This window comes from Streptomyces sp. NRRL B-1140, assembly GCF_001280065.1.
Classification (GTDB): Bacteria; Actinomycetota; Actinomycetes; order Streptomycetales; family Streptomycetaceae; genus Streptomyces.
In genome coordinates this window covers 1-19,500 of the sequence record NZ_LGEA01000025.1, presented here as the reverse complement: position 1 = coordinate 19,500, position 19,500 = coordinate 1, and the positions used below count along the sequence as shown (strand labels likewise).

General features: G+C 70.2%; 15 protein-coding genes. 7 read left to right on the top strand and 8 right to left on the bottom strand.

The genetic code is table 11. The features are described from left to right. The 8 genes from ADK65_RS04190 to ADK65_RS04155 all read right to left on the bottom strand — a co-directional run bounded on the left by ADK65_RS04190 (position 1) and on the right by ADK65_RS04155 (position 11,539). Positions 1–4,827 carry a non-ribosomal peptide synthetase gene (locus tag ADK65_RS04190; RefSeq protein WP_053668412.1) on the bottom strand — a complete coding sequence of 1,609 codons (4,827 nt, stop codon included), beginning with the start codon at positions 4,825–4,827 and terminating at the stop codon, positions 1–3. A 23-nt stretch (positions 4,828–4,850) separates the two neighbouring features. Beyond that, positions 4,851–5,603, bottom strand: a complete 753-nt coding sequence (locus ADK65_RS04185; protein ID WP_053668411.1) for a TylF/MycF family methyltransferase — start codon at positions 5,601–5,603, stop codon at positions 4,851–4,853. Between the two features lie 29 nt (positions 5,604–5,632). Beyond that, positions 5,633–6,553, bottom strand: coding sequence for a hypothetical protein (locus ADK65_RS04180; protein ID WP_053668410.1), 921 nt, complete (start codon positions 6,551–6,553; stop codon positions 5,633–5,635). A 2-nt stretch (positions 6,554–6,555) separates the two neighbouring features. Continuing rightward, positions 6,556–7,794 carry an ATP-grasp domain-containing protein gene (locus tag ADK65_RS04175; protein ID WP_053668409.1) on the bottom strand — a complete coding sequence of 413 codons (1,239 nt, stop codon included), beginning with the start codon at positions 7,792–7,794 and terminating at the stop codon, positions 6,556–6,558. After that, positions 7,791–9,257 carry an FAD/NAD(P)-binding protein gene (locus ADK65_RS04170; protein ID WP_159038717.1) on the bottom strand — a complete coding sequence of 489 codons (1,467 nt, stop codon included), beginning with the start codon at positions 9,255–9,257 and terminating at the stop codon, positions 7,791–7,793. The genes ADK65_RS04175 and ADK65_RS04170 overlap by 4 nt, the downstream gene beginning before the upstream one ends. A 405-nt stretch (positions 9,258–9,662) precedes the next feature. Further along, the gene (locus ADK65_RS04165) at positions 9,663–10,331 is read right to left on the bottom strand and encodes a class I SAM-dependent methyltransferase (RefSeq protein ID WP_078955804.1); all 669 of its coding nucleotides are present in this window, start codon (positions 10,329–10,331) and stop codon (positions 9,663–9,665) included. 87 nt (positions 10,332–10,418) lie between these two features. Continuing rightward, positions 10,419–10,730, bottom strand: coding sequence for an AzlD domain-containing protein (locus ADK65_RS04160; protein WP_053668407.1), 312 nt, complete (start codon positions 10,728–10,730; stop codon positions 10,419–10,421). Further along, the gene (locus ADK65_RS04155; RefSeq protein ID WP_159038716.1) at positions 10,727–11,539 is read right to left on the bottom strand and encodes an AzlC family ABC transporter permease; all 813 of its coding nucleotides are present in this window, start codon (positions 11,537–11,539) and stop codon (positions 10,727–10,729) included. Before ADK65_RS04155 ends, ADK65_RS04160 begins: the two co-directional genes overlap by 4 nt. A gap of 166 nt (positions 11,540–11,705) precedes the next feature. On the opposite strand from ADK65_RS04155, the gene ADK65_RS04150 reads away from it, so the two are divergent. From ADK65_RS04150 to ADK65_RS04120, 7 genes are all read left to right on the top strand, one after another. Beyond that, positions 11,706–12,686: a cysteine synthase family protein gene (locus ADK65_RS04150; RefSeq protein ID WP_053668405.1), complete on the top strand. Its 981-nt coding sequence runs from the start codon at positions 11,706–11,708 to the stop codon at positions 12,684–12,686. A gap of 135 nt (positions 12,687–12,821) precedes the next feature. Beyond that, positions 12,822–14,486: a hypothetical protein gene (locus ADK65_RS04145; protein ID WP_234352789.1), complete on the top strand. Its 1,665-nt coding sequence runs from the start codon at positions 12,822–12,824 to the stop codon at positions 14,484–14,486. Positions 14,487–14,532: 46 nt separating this feature from the next. Continuing rightward, a complete protein-coding gene (locus ADK65_RS04140; protein WP_234352788.1) occupies positions 14,533–15,003 on the top strand; it encodes a DUF2000 domain-containing protein in 471 nt (156 codons plus the stop codon). Positions 15,004–15,072: 69 nt separating this feature from the next. Beyond that, complete coding sequence (locus ADK65_RS04135; RefSeq protein WP_053668402.1) at positions 15,073–16,107, top strand: hypothetical protein; 1,035 nt, start codon at positions 15,073–15,075, stop codon at positions 16,105–16,107. A gap of 77 nt (positions 16,108–16,184) precedes the next feature. Beyond that, on the top strand, positions 16,185–17,396 hold the full coding sequence (gene metK / locus ADK65_RS04130) for a methionine adenosyltransferase (RefSeq protein ID WP_053668401.1): 1,212 nt from the start codon (positions 16,185–16,187) through the stop codon (positions 17,394–17,396). 35 nt (positions 17,397–17,431) lie between these two features. Beyond that, positions 17,432–18,415 (top strand): carbohydrate kinase family protein, encoded by a 984-nt coding sequence (locus ADK65_RS04125; protein WP_053668400.1) that lies wholly within the window; start codon positions 17,432–17,434, stop codon positions 18,413–18,415. Beyond that, positions 18,412–19,500 (top strand): homocysteine S-methyltransferase family protein (locus ADK65_RS04120; protein ID WP_199825566.1); only part of this gene is annotated, 1,089 nt, incomplete at its 3' end. The genes ADK65_RS04125 and ADK65_RS04120, both read left to right, overlap by 4 nt.

Here is a 19,500-nt window from a genome sequence, read left to right as displayed (position 1 = left end):
TCAGCCCTCCTCTCCCCGCAAGACGGCCAGGCGGTGTGCGACTCCGCGGACCGTCGGGGCGGCGAAGAAGTCGGCCACGGGGATGCGCTGCCCGAACTCCATGAAGACGCGCTCCAGGACACGGACCGCGGACAGCGAGTTGCCGCCGATGTCGAAGAACGAGCGGTCCGGCGCGATCGGGTCGACGCCCAGTTCGGCCGCCCACAGCTTGTGCACCCGCCCCTCCAGCTCGTCGAGCTCGAAGTCCTCGGCCGTGACGGCGGGTTCGGCCCGCAGGGTGAGGAGTTCGTCGCGGGCGAGTTTGCCGGTCGCGCCGTAGGGGATCCGGTCGAGTCGTACCCAGGACTGCGGTACGAGGTAGTGCGGCAGTACGGCGGCCAGCTGCTTGCGCAGGGGGGCGCTCCAGTCGCCGTCGGGCTCATGCGCCGGCGACAGCACCACGAAGGCGGCGAGTTCGGTGTCACCCGACTCGTCGGGACGGGCCAGGACGACGGCCTCGCGGACACCGTCGAGGCGGCCGAGCGCCCATTGGGCCTCTTCGGGTTCCACTCGGTAGCCGCGGATCTTCACCTGGTCGTCGATGCGGCCGATGTACTCCAGGACACCGTCGTCGCGCCAGCGCACCAGATCACCGGTGCGATAGCGCCGTTCACCCGAGCCGGGCGCGTCGAAGAAGCTGCGCGCGGTGGTGTCGGGGTTGTTGTGATAGCCGTGCGAGACGGCGACACCGCCGATGACGAGCTCGCCGGGCACACCGATGGGCACCGGCCGCCCCGAGTCGTCGGTGACGACGAGCGTGACGTTGTCCACGGGCCGTCCGATCGGCACCACCGTCTCGGTCGCCGGATCCACCTGGTGCGAGGTGACCACGACGGACGTCTCGGTGGGCCCGTACTGGTTGTACAGCCTCAGCTCGGGGCACGTGGCGGCGAGTTCGCGCAGCTCGGGGGTGAGGGTCAGCTTCTCGCCGCCGATGAGCAGCTGGCGCAGGGACGGCACCGTCGCCAGCTCCCGAACCAGGTACTTGAGGGGGGTGAACGGCACGCTCATCCGCTGCACCTCGAAGTGGCGCAGCTGCGCCGCGACGGCCGCCGGGTCGTAGCGGGTCTCGTCGTCGATGGTGATGAGTGCCTGCCCCGAGGCGAGGGTGGAGAAGATCTCCTGGACGCTCACGTCGAAGCCCGCCGATGCCCACTGCACGGTCCGCATCGCGCCGAGCGTGCGCAGTTGCCAGCGGATCAGGTTCACCGGGCCCCGGTGCGGTACGGCCACCGGCTTGGGGCGGCCGCTGGAGCCCGAGGTGTAGATGAAGTACGCCGTGGCCTCGTCGTCCACGGTCCGCTCCGGCGGCCCGTCCGCCCCGTCCGGTGGCACGTCGTCCAGCCACTGGACCGGGCAGGGCAGGGTGTCGGCCAGGTCTTCGTCGAGCGTGCGGTCGGCGATGACGAACCGGGCTCCGCTGTCCTTCAGCATGAAGGAGCGCCGCTCGGCGGGCAGCGCGCGGTCGACCGGCACGTAGGCCGCGCCGCACTTGAGCACGGCGAGGACCGCCGTCACCAGGCCCGGGCCGCGTGGCACGCCGACCGCGGCGACCTCGCCCTGGGCCAGTCCCCGGTCGGCGAGTCGCCGTGCGAGGCGGTTGGCCGCGTCGTCGAGCTGCGCGTAGGTGAGCGGTTCGCCCACACCGGCGACCGCGAGGGCGTCCGGTGTCAGAGCGGCCTGCTTCTCGAACAGACCGTGAAGCGTGGCGGGTTCGGGGGTGGTGCGCTCGCCCTGGAAGCCGGCCAGGGCGCGCTCGTCCCGTGCGGTCAGCGCCGGCAGCTCGCGGAGGGGGGTGCGGGGAGCGTCGACCGAGCCACGCAGCAGGTTCTCGACGTAATCGACGATCCGCTCCACCGTCGACTCGTCGAAGAGCGCGGCGTCGTACTCGACGGTGCAGCGGATGCCCGCCGGGTGATCGGTGAAGTAGAAGGTCAGGCCGAACGGGGCCTGTGTCCGCGGCACTTGACGGAGCTGCGCCGTCAGCCCGGGGGCCTCGAAGACGGAGTCCCGCTCCTCCTCGTACTCCACCATGACCTGGAACAGCGGGTTCGCGCCGCTGCCGCGGTCGGGGTTGACGGCCTCCACGATCCGGTCGAACGGGACGTCGCTGTGGTCCATGGCCTCCGTGGTGCGGGCCTTGACGCGGTGCAGCAGTTCACGGAAGCCGATGCCGCCGGACAGGTCGAGCCGCAGTGCGACCGTCTCGACGAACATGCCCACCACGTCGGCGGCGTTCTCGGGCCGGTTCGTCACGGCCGTACCGATGACGATGTCGTCCTGGGCGGCGAACCGGCCGAGCGTGGCGGACACCGCCCCGAGCAGTGCCATGAACACCGTGCAGCCCTCGGCCCGGGCGAGAGAGCGGACGCCGCCGCTCAGTTCGCCGTCCATCTCGTGCACCAGCGTCGCTCCGCGCACCTCGTGTCCGGTCGAGCGCGGCCGGTCGGTGGGCAGGCTGAGCGGGGTGGCGTCCGCCAGTTCCCGCTGCCAGTAGGCCAGTCCGTCGGCACTGGTGCTTTCCGGCGTGCCGGAGGGCCACCGGGGCAGTTCGGGCAGGTCGGTGGGTTCACCCGGCCAGGCACGGTAGTAGGCGGCGAGGTCCCGGCACAGGATGCGCGTGGACAGGGCGTCGAGCACGGTGTGATGCGCCACGAGGTACAGCAGATGGCGCCCTTCGCCGAGCCTGCCGATCCCGGCGCGCACCAGCGGGCCGGCGGCCAGGTCGAAGTCCGCCTCGTCCATGAGGTCCCGAAGCCGCAGGAGTGCCGCCGTGTCGTCCAGGCCGGTCAGTTCCGTCACCGGGCAGTCCACCGCGACCGTGTCGAGCACGATCTGTTCCAGCCGGCGCTCGTGCTCCCGGAAGACCGTGCGCAGTTGCGGATGGCGGGCCACGACGCGACGCAGGGCGCTCCGCAGCGCGTCGGTGTCGAGCGGGCCCTCGATGAGCAGGGCCTTGGGCTCGTAGTAGGTGTGGCTCCCGGGGTTCATCCGGTCGAGCAGCCACAGCCGGCGCTGCAGCGGGGTGGCCGGGGCGGTGCGGGGGACGGCGTGGCCGGGGGCGGTTCCGGTTCGGGGTTCGGAGGAGGCGGCGCGCAGCCGGTTGAGCTCGGGCAGCCCGGCGAGCATCCGCTCGGGTGCGACGCCGAAGTCGATGAAGCATCCGATCTCATCCGCGCCGGCTGCCGTCAACGAGTCCAGGACGGGGCGCACTTCGGCTGCGCTGCCGATCAGGGCCCGGGTTTCGCAGTAGCGCTCGTAGGCCATGTCGAGCACGTAGTCGAGGTCGTCCTGGTGCGTGGTCAGCAGGTCCACGTCGACGCCGAGGCTGTTGGCGGCGTTGTCGAACAGGTCGATCGAGGAGCGCAGGTAGTCGCAGAACGGCTTGCGGGCCTCCTGCCTCGCGCGGTCCGCGTCGGGCCCGAGGTAGGTGTGCACCAGGACCACGACGCGTCCGGCGGCGGGATCGAGGCCGTGGGCCGCGCGGGCGGCACGGTAGCGGGCGATGTTCGCCGCGAGGTCCTCGACGCTCTGCGCCATGAGGTTGGTGACGATGCCGAGCCCGGCCCGTGCGGCGCGCTCGTAGCTCTCGGGGTTGGACAGGACCGCGGCGAACAGCGGGACGTCGTCGCCCTGTACGGGCCTGGGGTGCAGGCTCACCTCCGTCGCGTCGCCGGAGCCGGAGGTCATGGTCAGCGGTCGGCCGGACCACAGGTGCCGGAAGGTGTCGAGGTGTTCGTACATGATGTCCCGCTGCCGGCCGTAGTTCTCCGGTGCCAGGACGAAGTCGGTGGAGTGCCAGCCGCTGGCGAAGCCGAGGCCGACCCGCCCTCCGGAGAGGTTGTCGACGACGGCCCACTCCTCGGCCACCCGGACGGGGTGGTGCAGGGGCAGCACGACGGAGCCCGCGTGCAGTCGGATCCGGGAGGTGCGTGTGGCCAGGGACGCCGCCAGGACGGAAGGGTTGGGGAAGAGGGCGCCGAACGAGTGGAAGTGACGTTCCGGCAGCCACAGGGCGTGGAAGCCGTGCTCGTCGGCGTACTCCGCGGCCCGCAGCAGATGCTGGTAGGCGACGGCACTGTCGGATGCCGGGTAGTCGCCGAAGAAGTAGAGGCTGAAGTCGGGGGACGTGCCCGTGGCGGTGCCGGCGGGCTCGGGGCCGGGTGTGCCGGTGGGGGGCGCGGGCACCCGGGCCGGCGGACGGCGGGTGGTCGCGGGGTCGGGGGCGGGCCCGGCGGTGGTGGCACCGGTGTGGTCCGTCCCGGGCCGGGGCCGCTCGGCGGGCAGGGCGGGCGGAGCTCCGGCGGCCTTGTCGGGCCGCAGGGCGCTGAGGACCTTCAGCTGTTCGGCCGTCAGTTCGGAGAAGCGGGTCATCATCTTGCCCGCCAGCTGCAGCTGGTCGGTGAACAGGGCGAGCGCCGACTCGAAAGCGTCTCCGGTCGCCGCCGGGGGCGGTGTGACGGGCGGGGTGGCGGCGGGAGCGGGCCGGACGGGCTCCGGGGCCGCGACGGGCATCCGAGCCGAGGGGGGCGGAACGGCGGGGGCCGCAGGGCTCGTGGCCCGGTCCGCCACCGTTGCCGCCAGCTTCTCCGGGGTGTCGATGTCGTTGAACAGCTCGCGCAGGGAAACCCGCACTCCGAACTCGGACTGCACGGCCCTGGCCAGCGCCATGAGTGCCAGCGAGTCGGCTCCCGCAGCGACGAACGAGCGCCGGGGGTCCAGCTGTTCCGCCGGGAGGCCGAGCCGGTCGCAGACGAGGGCGAGGACCTCGCCCGCGGTTGTGGTCACTTCCGCTGCTCCATTCGTCGGGCTCATGCCGCACGCCGCCAGAAGACGCCCAGGCCGTCGATGTCCTGGATGGGGTCCGTGACCCCGTTCTCGGCCCTCCAGTCGTGCACGGCCTCTGCGCACACGGGGATGTGGTAGTCGTCCACGATCACGAATCCGCCGGGCGAGAGCCGGGGGTACAGGTGGACCAAGGTGTCCATCGTCGACTCGTACAGGTCGCTGTCCAGCCGCAGCACCGCGAGTCGTTCCACGGGAGCGGTGGGCAGCGTGTCGCGGAACCAGCCGGGCAGGAACCGCACGTGGTCGTCGAGCAGGTCGTAGCGTTCGAAGTTCCGGCGGACCGTGGGCAGATCCGTCGCCATGAAGTCGTTGTAGCGGTCGGACGCGAGCTCCCGGTCCCCCGCGTGGGTCGACGCGTCCGCGGCCGGCATCCCCTCGAAGGAGTCCGCCACCCACACGTTCCGGTCGGTCACGCCGTGGGCTTTGAGCAGGGCCCGCATGAAGATGCAGGTGCCGCCGCGCCACACGCCGGTCTCGATGAAGTCACCGGGTACGCCGTCCGCGAGTGCCGTCTTCACGCAGTACTCGACGTTCTCGAGGCGACGTATCCCGATCATGGTGTGCGCCACGCTCGGCCAGTCGACGCCGAGTCTGCGGTTGAGCTCGTCGTACTCGTGCGCCGGGGCCCAGCTGGCCGGTACGGGCGCGTCCTCGTAGATGGTGTTCGCCAGTACCTTCTTCATCAGATCCAGGTAGAGCTGTGCCGTCGGATCCATGCATTCGTTCCTGTCGGGTGGGGTGCGGCTCACGCTTTGGTGGCAAGGGGCTGCTGTGCCGCGACCGGTACGGGCTTGTCTTTGCCGGAGGCCCGCACGTACCAGACCGCGACCAGGATCAGGGCGCAGATCAGGGCGAGCGCGACGGCGTCGAAGGAGCCGTGGAAGACGGTCTCCGCGAGGTAGGTGACACCCGGCAGCGTGGTGAGGAGGACCATCGCCACCATGGGGTCCGTACGCTGCAGCCCCGCCTGCAGCGCGAACAGCGGAAGGGTCACCGCCAGCACGCCGGTGAGCAGCATGGTCAGCAGCTCCCCGGTCCAGTTGCCGCCGGGTCCGCCGACGAGGAGCAGGAGCAGTCCGCCGCAGAGGTAGGTGAGGTGGAACCGGTGTGCCGTGACGTACACCGGGTCGACGCCTCGCCGGCCCAACTCGGCGGACACCAGGGCGAGCAGGGGCGCACCGACCCCGGCGACGACCACCAGGGCGAGGCCTGCCGCCGCCCCCGGGCCGACCGCGCCGTCCGCGGTGAACCGCTGTCCGATCACGACACCGAGCAGCACGAGCACGACCGCTGCGAACCAGCCCTGCCGCGACACCCGGCGCCCCTGTCCGACGAGGCCGAGCAGCGCGAGCACGACCGGGCCCATCGCCGTCTCGACACCGGTTGCCAGCGTGGCGGGCACCCAGGTCAGTGAGGCGTAGAAGCTGAGGAAGGTGACGGCCGTGACGACGTTCATCACCACGAGCAGACCGCGGGTCCCGGGGGGCGTGGAGGTGGGCCCCCTGCGCAGACGGCGCGCCAGCAGAACCGTGTTGAACAGCACCGCGGCGGCGCCGAATCCTGCGCAGGACAGCGCCAGGCTGCCGCTGGAGTCCAGCGTGCCCGACACGAAGCCGTACACGCCCGCCTGCAGCAGGACGGAGGCGACGATGCAGAGAACGGGCATGGTCAGCCCCCGGCTTCGGAGACCTGGAACAGGGTTCCGGAGTCCTCCATCTCGTGCAGCACGGCGAGGCTGTGCTCGATGAGTTCGGCGTCCTCGTGCACGAAGAAGGCCGTGCCGCAGGAACCCGTGGTGAGCTGGGTGTCCCGCAGTACGTCGTTGACCTGCGGCAGCCGGGCCACGCTGTGGAAGCCGGGCAGTCGGCGTACCTCTCGCAGACCGTCGGCGGAGGTCAGGATGCCGGGGCGGTCGGCGCGCAGGAAGACCTTGGCCAGGGTGCGGGCCGGCCCGTACGGCAGGTCGAACCGGTTGTGGAAGTCGTCGGGTCGCAGCAGCCGTTCGGCGACCAGGTGGGGGCTGCTGTAGCCGAAGGCGCAGTGGTAGGCGTCGGGCGACAGGTAGGGGCCCATCAGCCGCGAGTTGACTTCGACGAGCCGGGGTCCGGCGGCGGTGAGCATGACCTCGGTGTGGGCCGCGCCGTCCTGCACGCCGAGCGCGTCGAGGCAGCTCATGGTGTAGTCGACGAGCTCCTGCTCGCGCTCGTCCGGAATGGTGCGGCTGATGATGTGCCGCAGCACCGGGCTGCCCTCGATGCGATCGATGCGCTCGGCGTAGAGCTCGGCGAGCAGATGCCGGCCGTCCATGCTCACCGTGTTGACGATGTACTGCGAGCCGGACAGGAATTCCTGTGCGAGGACGCCTTCGTTGATCTCACCCATGAGGTTGCGCCGCCCGACGACCGCTCGGAAGGCGGCCAGAGCCTCGTCCGCGGTGGAGCAGATCCGGCAGCCGTCACTGCCCGCACTGTTGAACGGCTTGATCACCAGCGGGTACGACGACGCCCCTGAGGCGAGGAAAGCTTTCAGCTCCTCCTCGGTGCGCACCACGGTGCTGTGGGCGTGGGCGAGACCGGCCTCGGCGAGGGCCTGCTGCATCCGGTACTTGTCGCGGCGGGCCGCGCGCAGTTCATGCCGGTGGTGCGGGAGTTCGAGCCGCTCGGCGAGTTCGTCGGCAAGGGTGACGCCGAACTCGCTGCCCGCGACGACGGTGCGCACGCCCAGGGCGCGCAGCTGCTCCGCTGTGCTGTCGAGGTCGGAGTGCAGGACGGTCTTGATGCCGGTGCGCTCCGTCCCCGCCAGCGGCGCGCGGTCCTGGGGATGGACCTCGAGGAATTCGGCCCCCTCCTCCTGAAGGGCGTCGGCGAGCTGGGCGCCGCTGGAGGCCGGGATGACGAGCGCGATCACAGAGCGGTCCTTTCGGCGAGCGGGGCGACTGCATCGGTGCGGGGCCGGACGATCTGGCCTCCGGCCACGGCCGCGTGCTGGGCGGCCGCGCGCAGGTAGTTGACGATGGGGTGACGGGCACCCGCGGCGGCGCCGAGGACCCAGATGCGTTCCGCGGTTGCGCGTTCGGGGAACCGGATCCGCAGGTCGGCGAGGAGTTCGGGCTGGGGGCCGTCCCCGTCGTAGCCGACGTGCAGTCGGCCGACGGTTCCGGTGAGCCGCCGCGTGCGGTACCCGGCGGCGACGACCACGTGGTCGAAGCTCTCGAGCGAGCCGTCCGGCCAGTGCACCCGCCAGCCGGTGTCGGTCCGCTCGATGCGCCGCGGGTAGCCGGGGGCCACGCGCAGCCTGCCCTCGGCGGCGTGGGATGCGAGCAGCTTTGCGTTGCGCACCGGAATGGCGGAGATGTACCGCGACATCAGGGTGCGGTAGCGGGCCAGGACATCCGCGGCCGCCCGGGGCCGCCAGTGCGGTACGTGCTCGTTGAGTGCGTCGATGACCTCGGCGACGATGTCCTGCCACGGCACGCGACCGTCGTCCGCGAACCGGGCCTCCTCGTGCAGGAGCCGGGTGGCCGTGTCCGCGCCGGAGCGGGTGCGGACGCCGCGCGCCGTCGGGTGGCTGCGGCGCACGGCCCGCACGAGCATGCGGGTGAGTGAGCCGTCGAAGGAGGCATCCTCGGGGTCGAGGGCCGCCCAGTCGCGCCGTCCGATGGCCGGCTCGGCGCTGCGGCGCAGGCGGGTGCGTACGGCCGGCAGGGTGGCGGAGGGCGAGGTGAGGACGCAGTGCCGACTGCCCTGCCGGGACAGGACGAGGGCGGCGTCGATGGCCGACAGCTTGGAACCGAGGACGAGGACCCGCGCGTCGTGCGGCAGCCGCCGCAGCCGGTCGGCCGGGTAGGGCGATTCGAGGAGGCGCGGGTCGCCCTGGTGGGCGCTGACCTCGGCGGGCAGCCGGGGCGTCTCGGCGCCCGCGCAGAAGACGATGTCGGTGCCCGTGACGGTGGCGCCGTCGCCCAGCTCGACCTGGTAGGTGCCGTCGTCGAGGCTGTTGATGGCGACCGCGCGTTCCCGGATGTGCGTGACCTTGGTGCCCGTGGCGCGGGCCCGGTCGCGGTACTGGCCGTAGCGCTCCCGGCAGTACTGCCCGACGAGGTAGCGGGGCACGAAGTCGTCGCGGTGCACGGGGTGTCCGCGGGCCGCCAGGTAGTCGAGGAAGTCGGAACGACCCTCGCTCAGCAGGGACGTCACGTCCACGGAGGTGTTGCACAGAAGCGTGGGATCGGTGGTGCCGAAAGCGGTGCCGAACCCGATGGCACCGGGCGCCACCAGGGTGATGCGTTCGATGCCGGGCGCACCGGCCACGTGGGCCAGCGCACTGACAGCGGTGGCGCCACCTCCGATGATGACAATTCTCTTGGTCACAGGCCTATCCGTCGCAGCTCGACTGGTGCCCGGCCGGGCAACTCGGCCGGAACGGGCAGATGGTGATGGGTCGTCGGACCTGGCTGGGTCTGCGGTCCCCGGCCGAAAGGGCATGCCGTCGCCCTTGTCCGGGGCGGTCCGGCGGGCTCGGGGTCCGCCGGAGCCGGCTCGGCGCAGACCTCACAGAGGGAGAACCGCGCGGCGGCACGGAGGGACCACGGCCGTCCGGAGGAAACGCATCTCACACGGAGCCGCAGGTACCCGCCGCCGGGAATCGCCGGGAGCGCCCGTACTCGGGCCATGCCGGGCCGGGCGGCGTGCGGAAGGGGGGATGTTCGGTGTGGCCCAGGGCGGCCCTGTCCCAGGATGCCGGGCAGGACCGCCCCGCGAAACGCCTGGACCGGATCAGTCCTGCGGCGTGGCGTACACGACCCAGTTGTCGTGGGTGTGCGGGTAGGGGCGGAAGTCGCCGTGCGGCGGGTCGTCCCAGGAGATCCGGCGGATCTCGTGGATGTTCCAGTCGGAGAAGAGCTCGCGCATCTCCTCCTCGCTGTAGTAGCGGAACAGCGTGTCCTTGTAGGCGAAGGTGTGCGGCGCGATCTCCTCGCCCTCGCCGTAGGTGCCGTCCTTGAGCGTGAAGGCGTTGGTGACGAACAGGCCACCGGGCGCCACGATGCGGCGGGCCTCGGCTATGAGGTCGGTGGGGTCCTGGATCTGACCGAAGACGTCGAAGCACGTCACCGCGTCCACCGAGGCGTCGACGAGCGGCAGCTTCGTCGCGTCGGCGCGCAGCAGGAACGAGCGCTGCTTGATCACGCGCCGGGCGTTCGCCAGCCCGGTGGGGGCGATGTCGACGCCGACCGCGTTGAACCCGGCGTCAGCCAGCGCGGCGAGGTTGCGCCCGTCGCCACAGCCCAGGTCCACGACCGTACGCGTGTGGCGAGCCTGGAGGGCCTCAACTGCCTGCGGGATGACCGGAATCGGATCCTCCTGCCACAGCGGACCTGCATCCTGATCCTGGTAGGCCTTCTCCCATCCGTACTGAAGCTCCGCATACTCAGCCGTGCTTGTCATACTGCCTCCTTGGGATGACTTACATACGTCATCTTATTGATTGCTGATGACTCGTAAAGGGGCGTCTCAAGATCTGAACGCGCACCCTCAACCGGCCAGGTCGAGCCACCTCAGACCGGCTGTCGTGGCGGCCGCGGCCACCACCACGACCAGGAACGGGGCCCGCCGCCACACCGCCACACCCGCGACAGCGAGCCCCACGACCCTTTCGTCCAGGGCGAGTTGCTGCTGATCGACGAAGGTCTGCGTGGCGATCAGGGCCGCGAGCAGCGCGACGGGCACCACGCCCGCCACCCGTGCGACGGCCGGCCGGTCGAGCGCCCTCTCGGGGACCAGCAGCCCCGCCAGCTTGAGCGCGAAGCACGCAGCCGTCGCGAGGAGAATCCAGGTCCAGCTCATGAGGCACCTCCGCGCCCAGCGGCGCCTTCCCCTGCGCCCACCCCGTCCGCCGGAGCACCGTCCGCGGACCCGCCGTCCGGCGTTTCGCCGCTCGTATTCCGGCCAACCTGCTGCCGCGGCCGCACCGTTGGCAGCAGCAGAACGCTCAGGGCCGTCAGTCCGGCGATCACCACGGGCAGACCCGAGCCGACGAGCGGGGAGACGGCGACGGCCACCAGGCTCGCGAGGACGAAGACGAACCGGCCGGCCCGTTCACGCAGCCTCGGTGCCACCAGGGCCAGGAACGCGGCGGATGAGGCCACATCCAGCCCGAGCACCTTGGGGTCCGCCAGCAGCGAGCCGGCGAGGGAGCCGACCAGGGTGGTCACGTTCCAGAACAGGAACACCACGGAGCCGGTGACCCAGTAGGCGAAGCGACTCTCCGACGGCGTCCGCTTGGCTATCGCCATGGCCGTGCTCTCGTCACTCAGCAGATGGGCGGCGGGCAGCAGGAGCCTGGCGCGCACTTTCAGCACCGGACGCAGACTCACCCCGTAGAAAAGACTGCGCACTCCGAGTAGCGTCGCGGTCGCGGATGCGGCAACGCCGCCGCCACCCGCGGCGAGCGTACCCACCAGGGCGAGTTGGGCCGAACCTCCGTACAGCAGGAGGGACAGGAACTGCGTCTGCCCGATGCTCAGGCCGCTGGAAACGGCCAGCGCCCCGTAGGACAGGCCGTAGGCACCGACAGCCAGGCCGACCCCGAGGGCATCGCGCACAAGCCTCGCTTTCTCCTTGCGCGGCAGTTGGTCTTGCTCCTGGATCACCACGGGGGAGCCCTTCCACGAGTCGCGTCGACGGGGCAGCCCAGATCCTGAGACACCCCCTTTACGTCATGGATCATACTTAGTATGACTGTCTTGTGTCATCACAGCGGCCGGACATGACATGCAATACGCGCAGGTGACCGGTCGGCCGCACGACAGGTGAGGGAAGATGAAGCACTACTTGGACCGCTTCGAGGCCCTGCTGGGGCTCACCCCGATCAAGCCCGTCACGATCGATGTCCAGGGGGAGCCACGAACGATCCAGCTGAAGCTCGAGGGGTACAACATCTCGGGCTCGATCAAGGCCCGTACCGCCTACGGCCTGGTACGCGGCCTCGTGCAGGCCGGAAGGATCAGGCCCGGCGTGCAACTGCTCGAGTCCACGTCAGGGAACCTGGGTGTGGCGCTGGCCGGCATGGCCCGCTATCTGAACATCGGCTTCACCGCCGTACTCGACCCCATGAGCACGGCCGAGGTCCGCACCCGCCTGACGGACCTCGGCGCCCACATCGTGATGGTCGACGAGGTCGACGAGGCGGGCGGGTACTTGCTGTCACGGCTCGCCAAGGTCCAGGAGATGCTCCAGATCGATGACAGCTATGTCTGGGTCGACCAGTACAACAGCCCCGAAAACCCGGACATACACTGCCGGATGACCGGCCCGGAGATCCTCGATCAGCTGCCGTCCCCTCCGGACGCACTGTTCGCCGCCGTGTCCACCGGGGGTACGTTCGCCGGGATCAGCCAGTGCTTCCGCGACCGGGGCGTGGCCACCCGCATGGTGGCCGTGGACGTCAACGGCTCCGTCGCCTACGGCGGCATTCCCGGCCGACGCCACCTGTCGGGCATCGGGGCGAGCCGCCCGTCCTCCTTCCTCAAGGATTCCCTGATCGACCACTACGCCTACGTGGATGTCGGCGAGGCCGCCTACTACTGCCGCAAGGTTCTGGCGGAGACGGGCGTTCACCTCGGCGCTTCCTCCGGAGCGGTCGTCGCGGCCTGCGCACGCTTCCTGGGGGAGAACCCCGACGTGCGTGACGCCCTGTGCATCTGCGCGGACGGCGGTGAGAAGTACGAGAGCACCGTCTATTCCGACACATGGATGAAATCGATCGGGGCGATTGCCCAGCCGACCGGCGTCACCGGATAGAACTGCGCGATCCGGCGCGTACGCCCGCCCTGAACACATAAGGATAGGACCGAGGTGCAGACAAGCAGCTTGGCCGAGCGCTTTCACGCGCTCGAGAGGCATGCCTCAGGCGGCCCCCGGGGGGACGTGGAAGACGTGGTCGACGTATCGGCTGCCGAACTCCGATTCGCCGACGAACATGATGTGGCGCAGACGCTCGTACTCGGCGCGTTGTGTGCCCGCATCGACGGCGGCGCGTCCATCGTCCCCCTTCTCGGCAAAACCGCCGAGCGCTATGTCAAATCCTCGATCCTGTACACGGGCCGGATCCTGCCCCGGGCGATGGAGCTGATCGAACTTCTCGACCGCGGAGCGGACGAGAAGTCGCCGGATCTCCTCACCGAAGCGGCCGACCACCTCAGCCAGGGCTGGGCCGGCTATCCGCAGTCCGTGTTCCCCGCGGCTTTCGCCAGGCTCGCCGGCCGACTCGGCCTCGACGTGCCCCTGCGGCAGTTCTCCGAGGTCTCGTTCGTGTCGTGGAAGCGGGGACTGGCCGGCGCCACGGCGAACGACGCGGAACGGGCACGGTCCGCCTTCGAGGTGGCGCTCGACCGGTACCGCGACTACCGCTACTACGCGGACGCCGCCTGGCTGCACACGGACCTGGTCATCGCCCATCTGCTGGCGGGCCGCCAGGACCGCGCGTCGGCCACCGCGGAGGCACAGCGGGATTACGTGGAGGAGATCCTCCGCACCCACCCGCTCGTCGACAGCGTCGCGGACGAGTCGTACGCCTTCCATCTCGGCGACGTGCGCAGCGGCAGCTACGGCACGTTCGTGGAGTCCTCCACGACCAGACCGGATGTGCTCACCACCCGGGACGAAGCGCTGCTGAAACGCTATGTGCACACCAGCGAGTACCTCATCGCGGCCTGCCGGTACGGGGCCCGGCGGGACTTCGACGCGGCGCTCGACGTCTTCTCCTGCGGGTGGTCCACCTTCCAGGCCTCGCCGTATCCGAGGATCTTCCTGCACCTGGCCGACCGCTACACGGACCGCCGGCACGACTGGAATCCCCATCTGACCGCGTACGAGGGCTGGCACCGGATGCTGCGCTCCTACCGGATCCGGGTCAAGCCGGGTGTGCTCATCGACACCGCGACAACTCTGCACGACCGGTTCGCCTACGCGGGCCTGGAGACCAGTGCCGCCGTCGTGCTGCTCGACGCGGCCATCCTGCACGCCCGGCTGCACGGCAGGACCGGGGCGGTGGAATGGGTCACCCGCTATCTGCAGGAACTGCGTCCGGTCGTACCGGAGATGGTGAATGCGACGGCCCATTACCTGCAAGCGCCCCAGAGCAGCCAGTTCCAGTGGCAGCTCAGCAAGTACATCGGGCTGCGCCCTGTACATCTGACGCCGGAATTTCCGGTGGAGCTCGGCGCGAACACCGCGCCGGACCTCGACCGGTTCGAGGTGGCACTGTACGGATCGCTGCTCTCGCTGGAAGGAATGACGGTTTATGAGATCACGCCGCAGCCCCTTACTGATACGCTCAGGGTGCTCGGTGAAGCCTTTACACAGAGGCAGTCGGACGGCGAGGTTCCGTTCCTTTCGGCGACAGAACTGTCACAGCGCACGAACCGTACACCGGCAGCAATAGCCCAGACGGTGCGCCGGTTCCGTCATGCCTGCCAGAAAATCTTCCGGGAAGCCGCCGATCACGAGTTGATCCAGGACGCCGTCATCCAAGGACGCCCTGGATACCGCATCAACCCTGCAACGGTTCAGCGTTTTCGCGACTACTCCTCGGTCTCCTGACCTTCTCGTTTCGCACCACAACAAAAAAAGGACCACAGCGTACGCCATGCCCGAAAACACTCGGATCGTCGTGACACCCGAAGACGTCGACGCGGAATTCAAGTTCGTGGTGGCTCTCAAGGCCAAACTCGATCCCGGAGTGGCCACGAACGCCGCCTCCCACCTCTGTCTCGGTCTGGTCGCCAAGGCGGCGGCCGAACGCCCCGAACTGCTCCCGCACATGTCGTTCCTGGACTTCCCGGATGCCGACGAGGGCACCCACGCACCTGTCTCCGGGCTCTCGCTCGTCGTACTCGAAGGCCGCCCCGCCTGGCTGCGTCGACTGCGCGGCGAAGCGTCCGCCGCCGGACTCCTGAGCACCGACTTCACCGCTCAGATGACCGGCGGGAGTTACGCCGACCAGCTCGAGCGCATGCGCCGCACACCGGAGAGCGAACTCGACTACTACGGCGTGGCCGTCTTCGGTCCGCGCGACGCGGTCGACCCGCTGACGAAGAAGTTCTCCCTGCTGCGCTGACCCGGCCCCGGGGCGGCCGGGCCCGGCCGCCCCGCCCCTCCCCCGACACGATCTGACAGCGAGGTACACATGGACCACTCCGAGCAGTCCCCCGACCAGAGCCTCACCATCGTCCCCGCGGCGGCGGTCGGAGAGGTTCTGCAGTCCCTGGGCACGGCGTCCAAGGAGCTTGTCGAGGACATCTACATCAAGGCGGCCCGCGGGCAGCTGGTCAACCCCGACAGCCTGTTCCTGCGCCCGGACGAACAGCGCAGGGAGCGCGTCATCGCCCTGCCCGCGTATGTCGCCGGCGACTCCGAGGCCATGGGGGTGAAGTGGATTTCGAGCTTCCCGGAGAACGTCGGCCGCGGGCTGCCCCGGGCTTCCGCCCTGATCGCTCTGAACGATCCGCGCACCGGCTTCCCCCAGGCCGTCCTCGAAGGAGCACAGATCAGCGGGCACCGTACCGCGCTGTCCGCTGCGGTCGGCGCGGAGGCGCTGCGCGCGGGCGACCGTGCCCCGGCCAAGGTCGCGATCATCGGCACCGGCTACATCTCTCGCACCACCCTTGATGTGTTCGCCGGTCTGGGCTGGTCCTGCGAGCGTCTCGCGGTGTTCGACCTCGACCACGAACGGGCCCAGAGCTTCGCCTCGGAGAGCGGGAAGCTCCCCGGCCGGCTGACGGCCGACGTCTTCGCGGCCGCCACTCTTCAGGAGGCCGTGGCGGACGCCGACGTCGTGCTCTTCGCCACCACCGCGGTCGTGCCGCACCTCGGCGAGTCGAGCTGGTTCAAGGACGACGCCGTGGTCCTGCACATGTCGCTGCGCGACCTGACGCCCGAAGCCATGGCCGGCGCCGTGCACGTGGTCGACGACGTCGCTCACGCCCTGCGCGAGAAGACCTCGCTCGCCCTCGCCGTCGAGCAGGGCACCGTCGAGCGCCAGGACATCGTGCCCGTCGGTGACCTGCTGAGCGGCACGGTCAAGCCCGACCGCGGCACACGAGCCGTTTACTCGCCCTTCGGCCTGGGTTCGCTGGACATCGCCCTGGCCCGGCTCGTCCTGGACAGGGCGCGGGGCGCGGCGGGCGTCGTGACCGTCCCCGGATTCACATGCACTTCCTGACCCTCACCCTCCCGCCGTTCACCCGGCGCCGTCCCCACGTCCCCAGTACCCCTTTATCAAGCAGAGGAGAAGCGGCGATGTCCCGTCGACTGTTCACTTCGGAGTCCGTCACCGAGGGCCACCCCGACAAGATCGCAGACCGGATCAGTGACACGATCCTGGACGCGCTGCTGCGGGAGGACCCGGCCTCCCGGGTGGCGGTGGAGACGCTGATCACCACCGGTCAGGTGCATATCGCCGGCGAGGTGACCACCAAGGCGTACGCCCCCATCGCGCAGCTGGTGCGCGACACCATCCTGGACATCGGCTACGACTCGTCGGCCAAGGGCTTCGACGGCGCCTCGTGCGGGGTGTCGGTGTCCATCGGCGCGCAGTCCCCGGACATCGCGCAGGGCGTGGACAGCGCCTACGAGCGGCGCGTGGAGGGCGACGAGGACGAGCTGGACGCGCAGGGCGCCGGTGACCAGGGCCTGATGTTCGGTTACGCCACCGACGAGACGCCCACCTTGATGCCGCTGCCCATCGACCTGGCGCACCGGCTGTCGCGGCGTCTGACCGAGGTCCGCAAGAACGGCACGCTGCCCTACCTGCGGCCCGACGGCAAGACGCAGGTGACCATCGAGTACTCGGGCAGCCGCCCCGAGCGTCTGGACACCGTCGTGGTCTCCAGCCAGCACGCCGCCGACATCGACCTGGACACCCTCCTCGCCCCCGACGTCCGCGAGCACGTGGTCGAGCACGTCCTGGCCGAACTCGCCCTGGACGACATCAAGCTGGACACCGAGGGCTACCGCCTGCTGGTGAACCCCACCGGCCGCTTCGAGACCGGCGGCCCGATGGGCGACGCCGGCCTGACCGGCCGCAAGATCATCATCGACACCTACGGCGGCATGGCCCGCCACGGCGGCGGCGCCTTCTCCGGCAAGGACCCCTCCAAGGTCGACCGCAGCGCCGCCTACGCCATGCGATGGGTCGCAAAGAACGTCGTCGCCGCGGGTCTGGCCGCACGGTGCGAGGTCCAGATCGCGTACGCCATCGGCAAAGCCGAGCCCGTGGGCCTGTTCATCGAGACCTTCGGCACCGCCACCGTCGCCCACCGCACCATCGAAGAGGCCGTCGCGGAGGTCTTCGACCTGCGCCCCGCGGCCATCATCCGCGACCTCGACCTGCTCCGCCCGATCTACACCCAGACCGCCGCCTACGGCCACTTCGGCCGCGAACTCCCCGACTTCACCTGGGAACGCACCGACCGCGCCGACGCCCTCCGCAAGGCCGCCGGCCTGTCCTGACCAGGTCTGTCCGACAGGCAAGAAGGGAGATGGCTGTGCGCATTGCAGTCACCGGTTCGATAGCCACCGACCATTTGCTGATCTTCCCCGGCCGCTTCAAGGAGCAGCTCCTCACGGAGCAGCTCGACCGGGTGTCGCTGTCATTCCTCGCCGACCGCCTGGACGTGCGCCGGGGAGGTGTCGCGGCGAACATCTCGCTGGGGCTCGGCCGGTTCGGCCTGCGTCCCGTGCTGGTCGGTGCCGCCGGCGTGGACTTCTCCGAGTACGACGCCTGGCTCAGGGAGCACGGTGTGGACACGTCGTCGGTCCGGGTCAGCGAAACGCTGCACACCGCCCGCTTCGTGTGCACCACGGATGCCGACCAGAACCAGATCGCCACCTTCTACGCGGGAGCCATGGCCGAGGCCGGCCGGATCGACCTCGGCGAAGTGCACCGCCGTGCGGAACCCCTCGACCTCGTCATCGTCGGTGCCGACGACCCCGAGGCGATGCTGCGCCACACGACCACCGCTCATGCGCTGGGTGTTCCGGTCGCGGCCGACCCGTCCCAGCAGCTGGCCCGCCTGGACGCCGAGCAGACGCGACGCCTGGTGGACGGTGCCCGGCTGCTGTTCACCAACGAGTACGAGGCGGCGCTGCTCCTCGAGCGGACCGGCTGGAGCCGCGACGAGGTTCTCGCCAGGGTGGGGACGTGGATCGTCACCCGCGGAGCGGACGGCGTGTCCCTCGCGGCGGCGGGAACGAGGACGCTGGACATTCCGGCGGTGCCGACGGACGACGTGGTCGACCCGACGGGGGTCGGCGACGCGTTCCGCGCGGGTTTCCTCGCCGGCCTCGCGTGGGAGCTTCCCTACGAGCGCGCGGCCCAACTCGGCTGCGCACTGGCCACGGTGGTGATCGAATCCGTGGGCCCACAGGAGTACAAGCTGCTCGCCGCGGATCTGCTGGCGAGGATCGGTGCGACCTACGGTCACCGGTCGGCCGAGGACATCGCCTCACGGCTGGCGGTCACCCCATGACCGCCTCCGCCCCGGCCCGGGCAGCCGCTCTGCGGGAAGCGCTCGCCACCCGCGTGGTGGTGGCCGACGGAGCGATGGGCACGATGCTGCAGGCGCAGGATCCTTCTCTGCAGGACTTCCAGCAGCTCGAGGGCTGCAACGAGATCCTCAACGTAACCCGTCCGGACATCGTGCGGTCGGTGCACGCGGAGTACTTCGCGGTGGGCGTGGACTGCGTGGAGACCAACACCTTCGGGGCCAACTTCGCGGCTCTGGGTGAGTACGACATTCCGGAACGCGTCTTCGAGTTGTCCGAGGCCGGTGCTCGTCTCGCCCGTGAGGTGGCCGACGAGTTCACCGCGTCGAGCGGGCGGCAGCGCTGGGTGCTGGGGTCGATGGGGCCCGGCACGAAGCTGCCGACTCTGGGCCATGCCCCGTATATGACGTTGCGCGATGCCTACCAGCAGAACGCCGAGGGCATGATCGCCGGTGGTGCGGACGCGCTGCTGGTGGAGACGACACAGGATCTGCTGCAGACCAAGGCCGCGGTCCTGGGGGCCCGGCGCGCGCTGGAGGCGACGGGTGCGGACCTGCCGGTGATCTGCTCGGTGACGGTGGAGACCACCGGCACCATGCTGCTCGGCTCCGAGATCGGCGCGGCCCTGACCGCACTGGAGCCGCTCGGCATCGACCTGATCGGCCTGAACTGTGCGACCGGCCCGGCCGAGATGAGCGAGCATCTGCGCTATCTGGCCCGGCACGCGAGGGTGCCGCTGTCCTGCATGCCCAACGCCGGCCTGCCGGTGCTCGGCAAGGACGGCGCCCACTATCCGCTCTCCCCGTCCGAGCTCGCCGATGCGCAGGAGACGTTCGTCGGCGAGTACGGGCTGTCGTTGGTGGGTGGCTGCTGCGGTACGACGCCCGAGCATCTGCGTCAGGTGGTCGAACGGGTGCGCGGGATGGTCCCGGGCGAGCGGGATCCGCGACCGGAGCCGGGTGCGGCGTCGCTGTACCAGTCCGTGCCGTTCCGGCAGGACACCTCCTACCTGGCCATCGGTGAGCGCACCAACGCCAACGGCTCGAAGAAGTTCCGTGAGGCCATGCTG

What these genes read in the sequence shown, in the direction of transcription:
- ADK65_RS04185 (WP_053668411.1), bottom strand. Translation starts at nt 5,603, where the DNA reads ATGGATCCGACGGCACAGCTCTACCTGGATCTGATGAAGAAGGTACTG.
- ADK65_RS04180 (WP_053668410.1), bottom strand. Translation starts at nt 6,553, where the DNA reads ATGCCCGTTCTCTGCATCGTCGCCTCCGTCCTGCTGCAGGCGGGCGTG.
- ADK65_RS04165 (WP_078955804.1), bottom strand. Translation starts at nt 10,331, where the DNA reads ATGACAAGCACGGCTGAGTATGCGGAGCTTCAGTACGGATGGGAGAAG.
- ADK65_RS04160 (WP_053668407.1), bottom strand. Translation starts at nt 10,730, where the DNA reads ATGAGCTGGACCTGGATTCTCCTCGCGACGGCTGCGTGCTTCGCGCTC.
- ADK65_RS04150 (WP_053668405.1), top strand. Translation starts at nt 11,706, where the DNA reads ATGAAGCACTACTTGGACCGCTTCGAGGCCCTGCTGGGGCTCACCCCG.
- ADK65_RS04140 (WP_234352788.1), top strand. Translation starts at nt 14,533, where the DNA reads ATGCCCGAAAACACTCGGATCGTCGTGACACCCGAAGACGTCGACGCG.
- ADK65_RS04135 (WP_053668402.1), top strand. Translation starts at nt 15,073, where the DNA reads ATGGACCACTCCGAGCAGTCCCCCGACCAGAGCCTCACCATCGTCCCC.
- metK (WP_053668401.1), top strand. Translation starts at nt 16,185, where the DNA reads ATGTCCCGTCGACTGTTCACTTCGGAGTCCGTCACCGAGGGCCACCCC.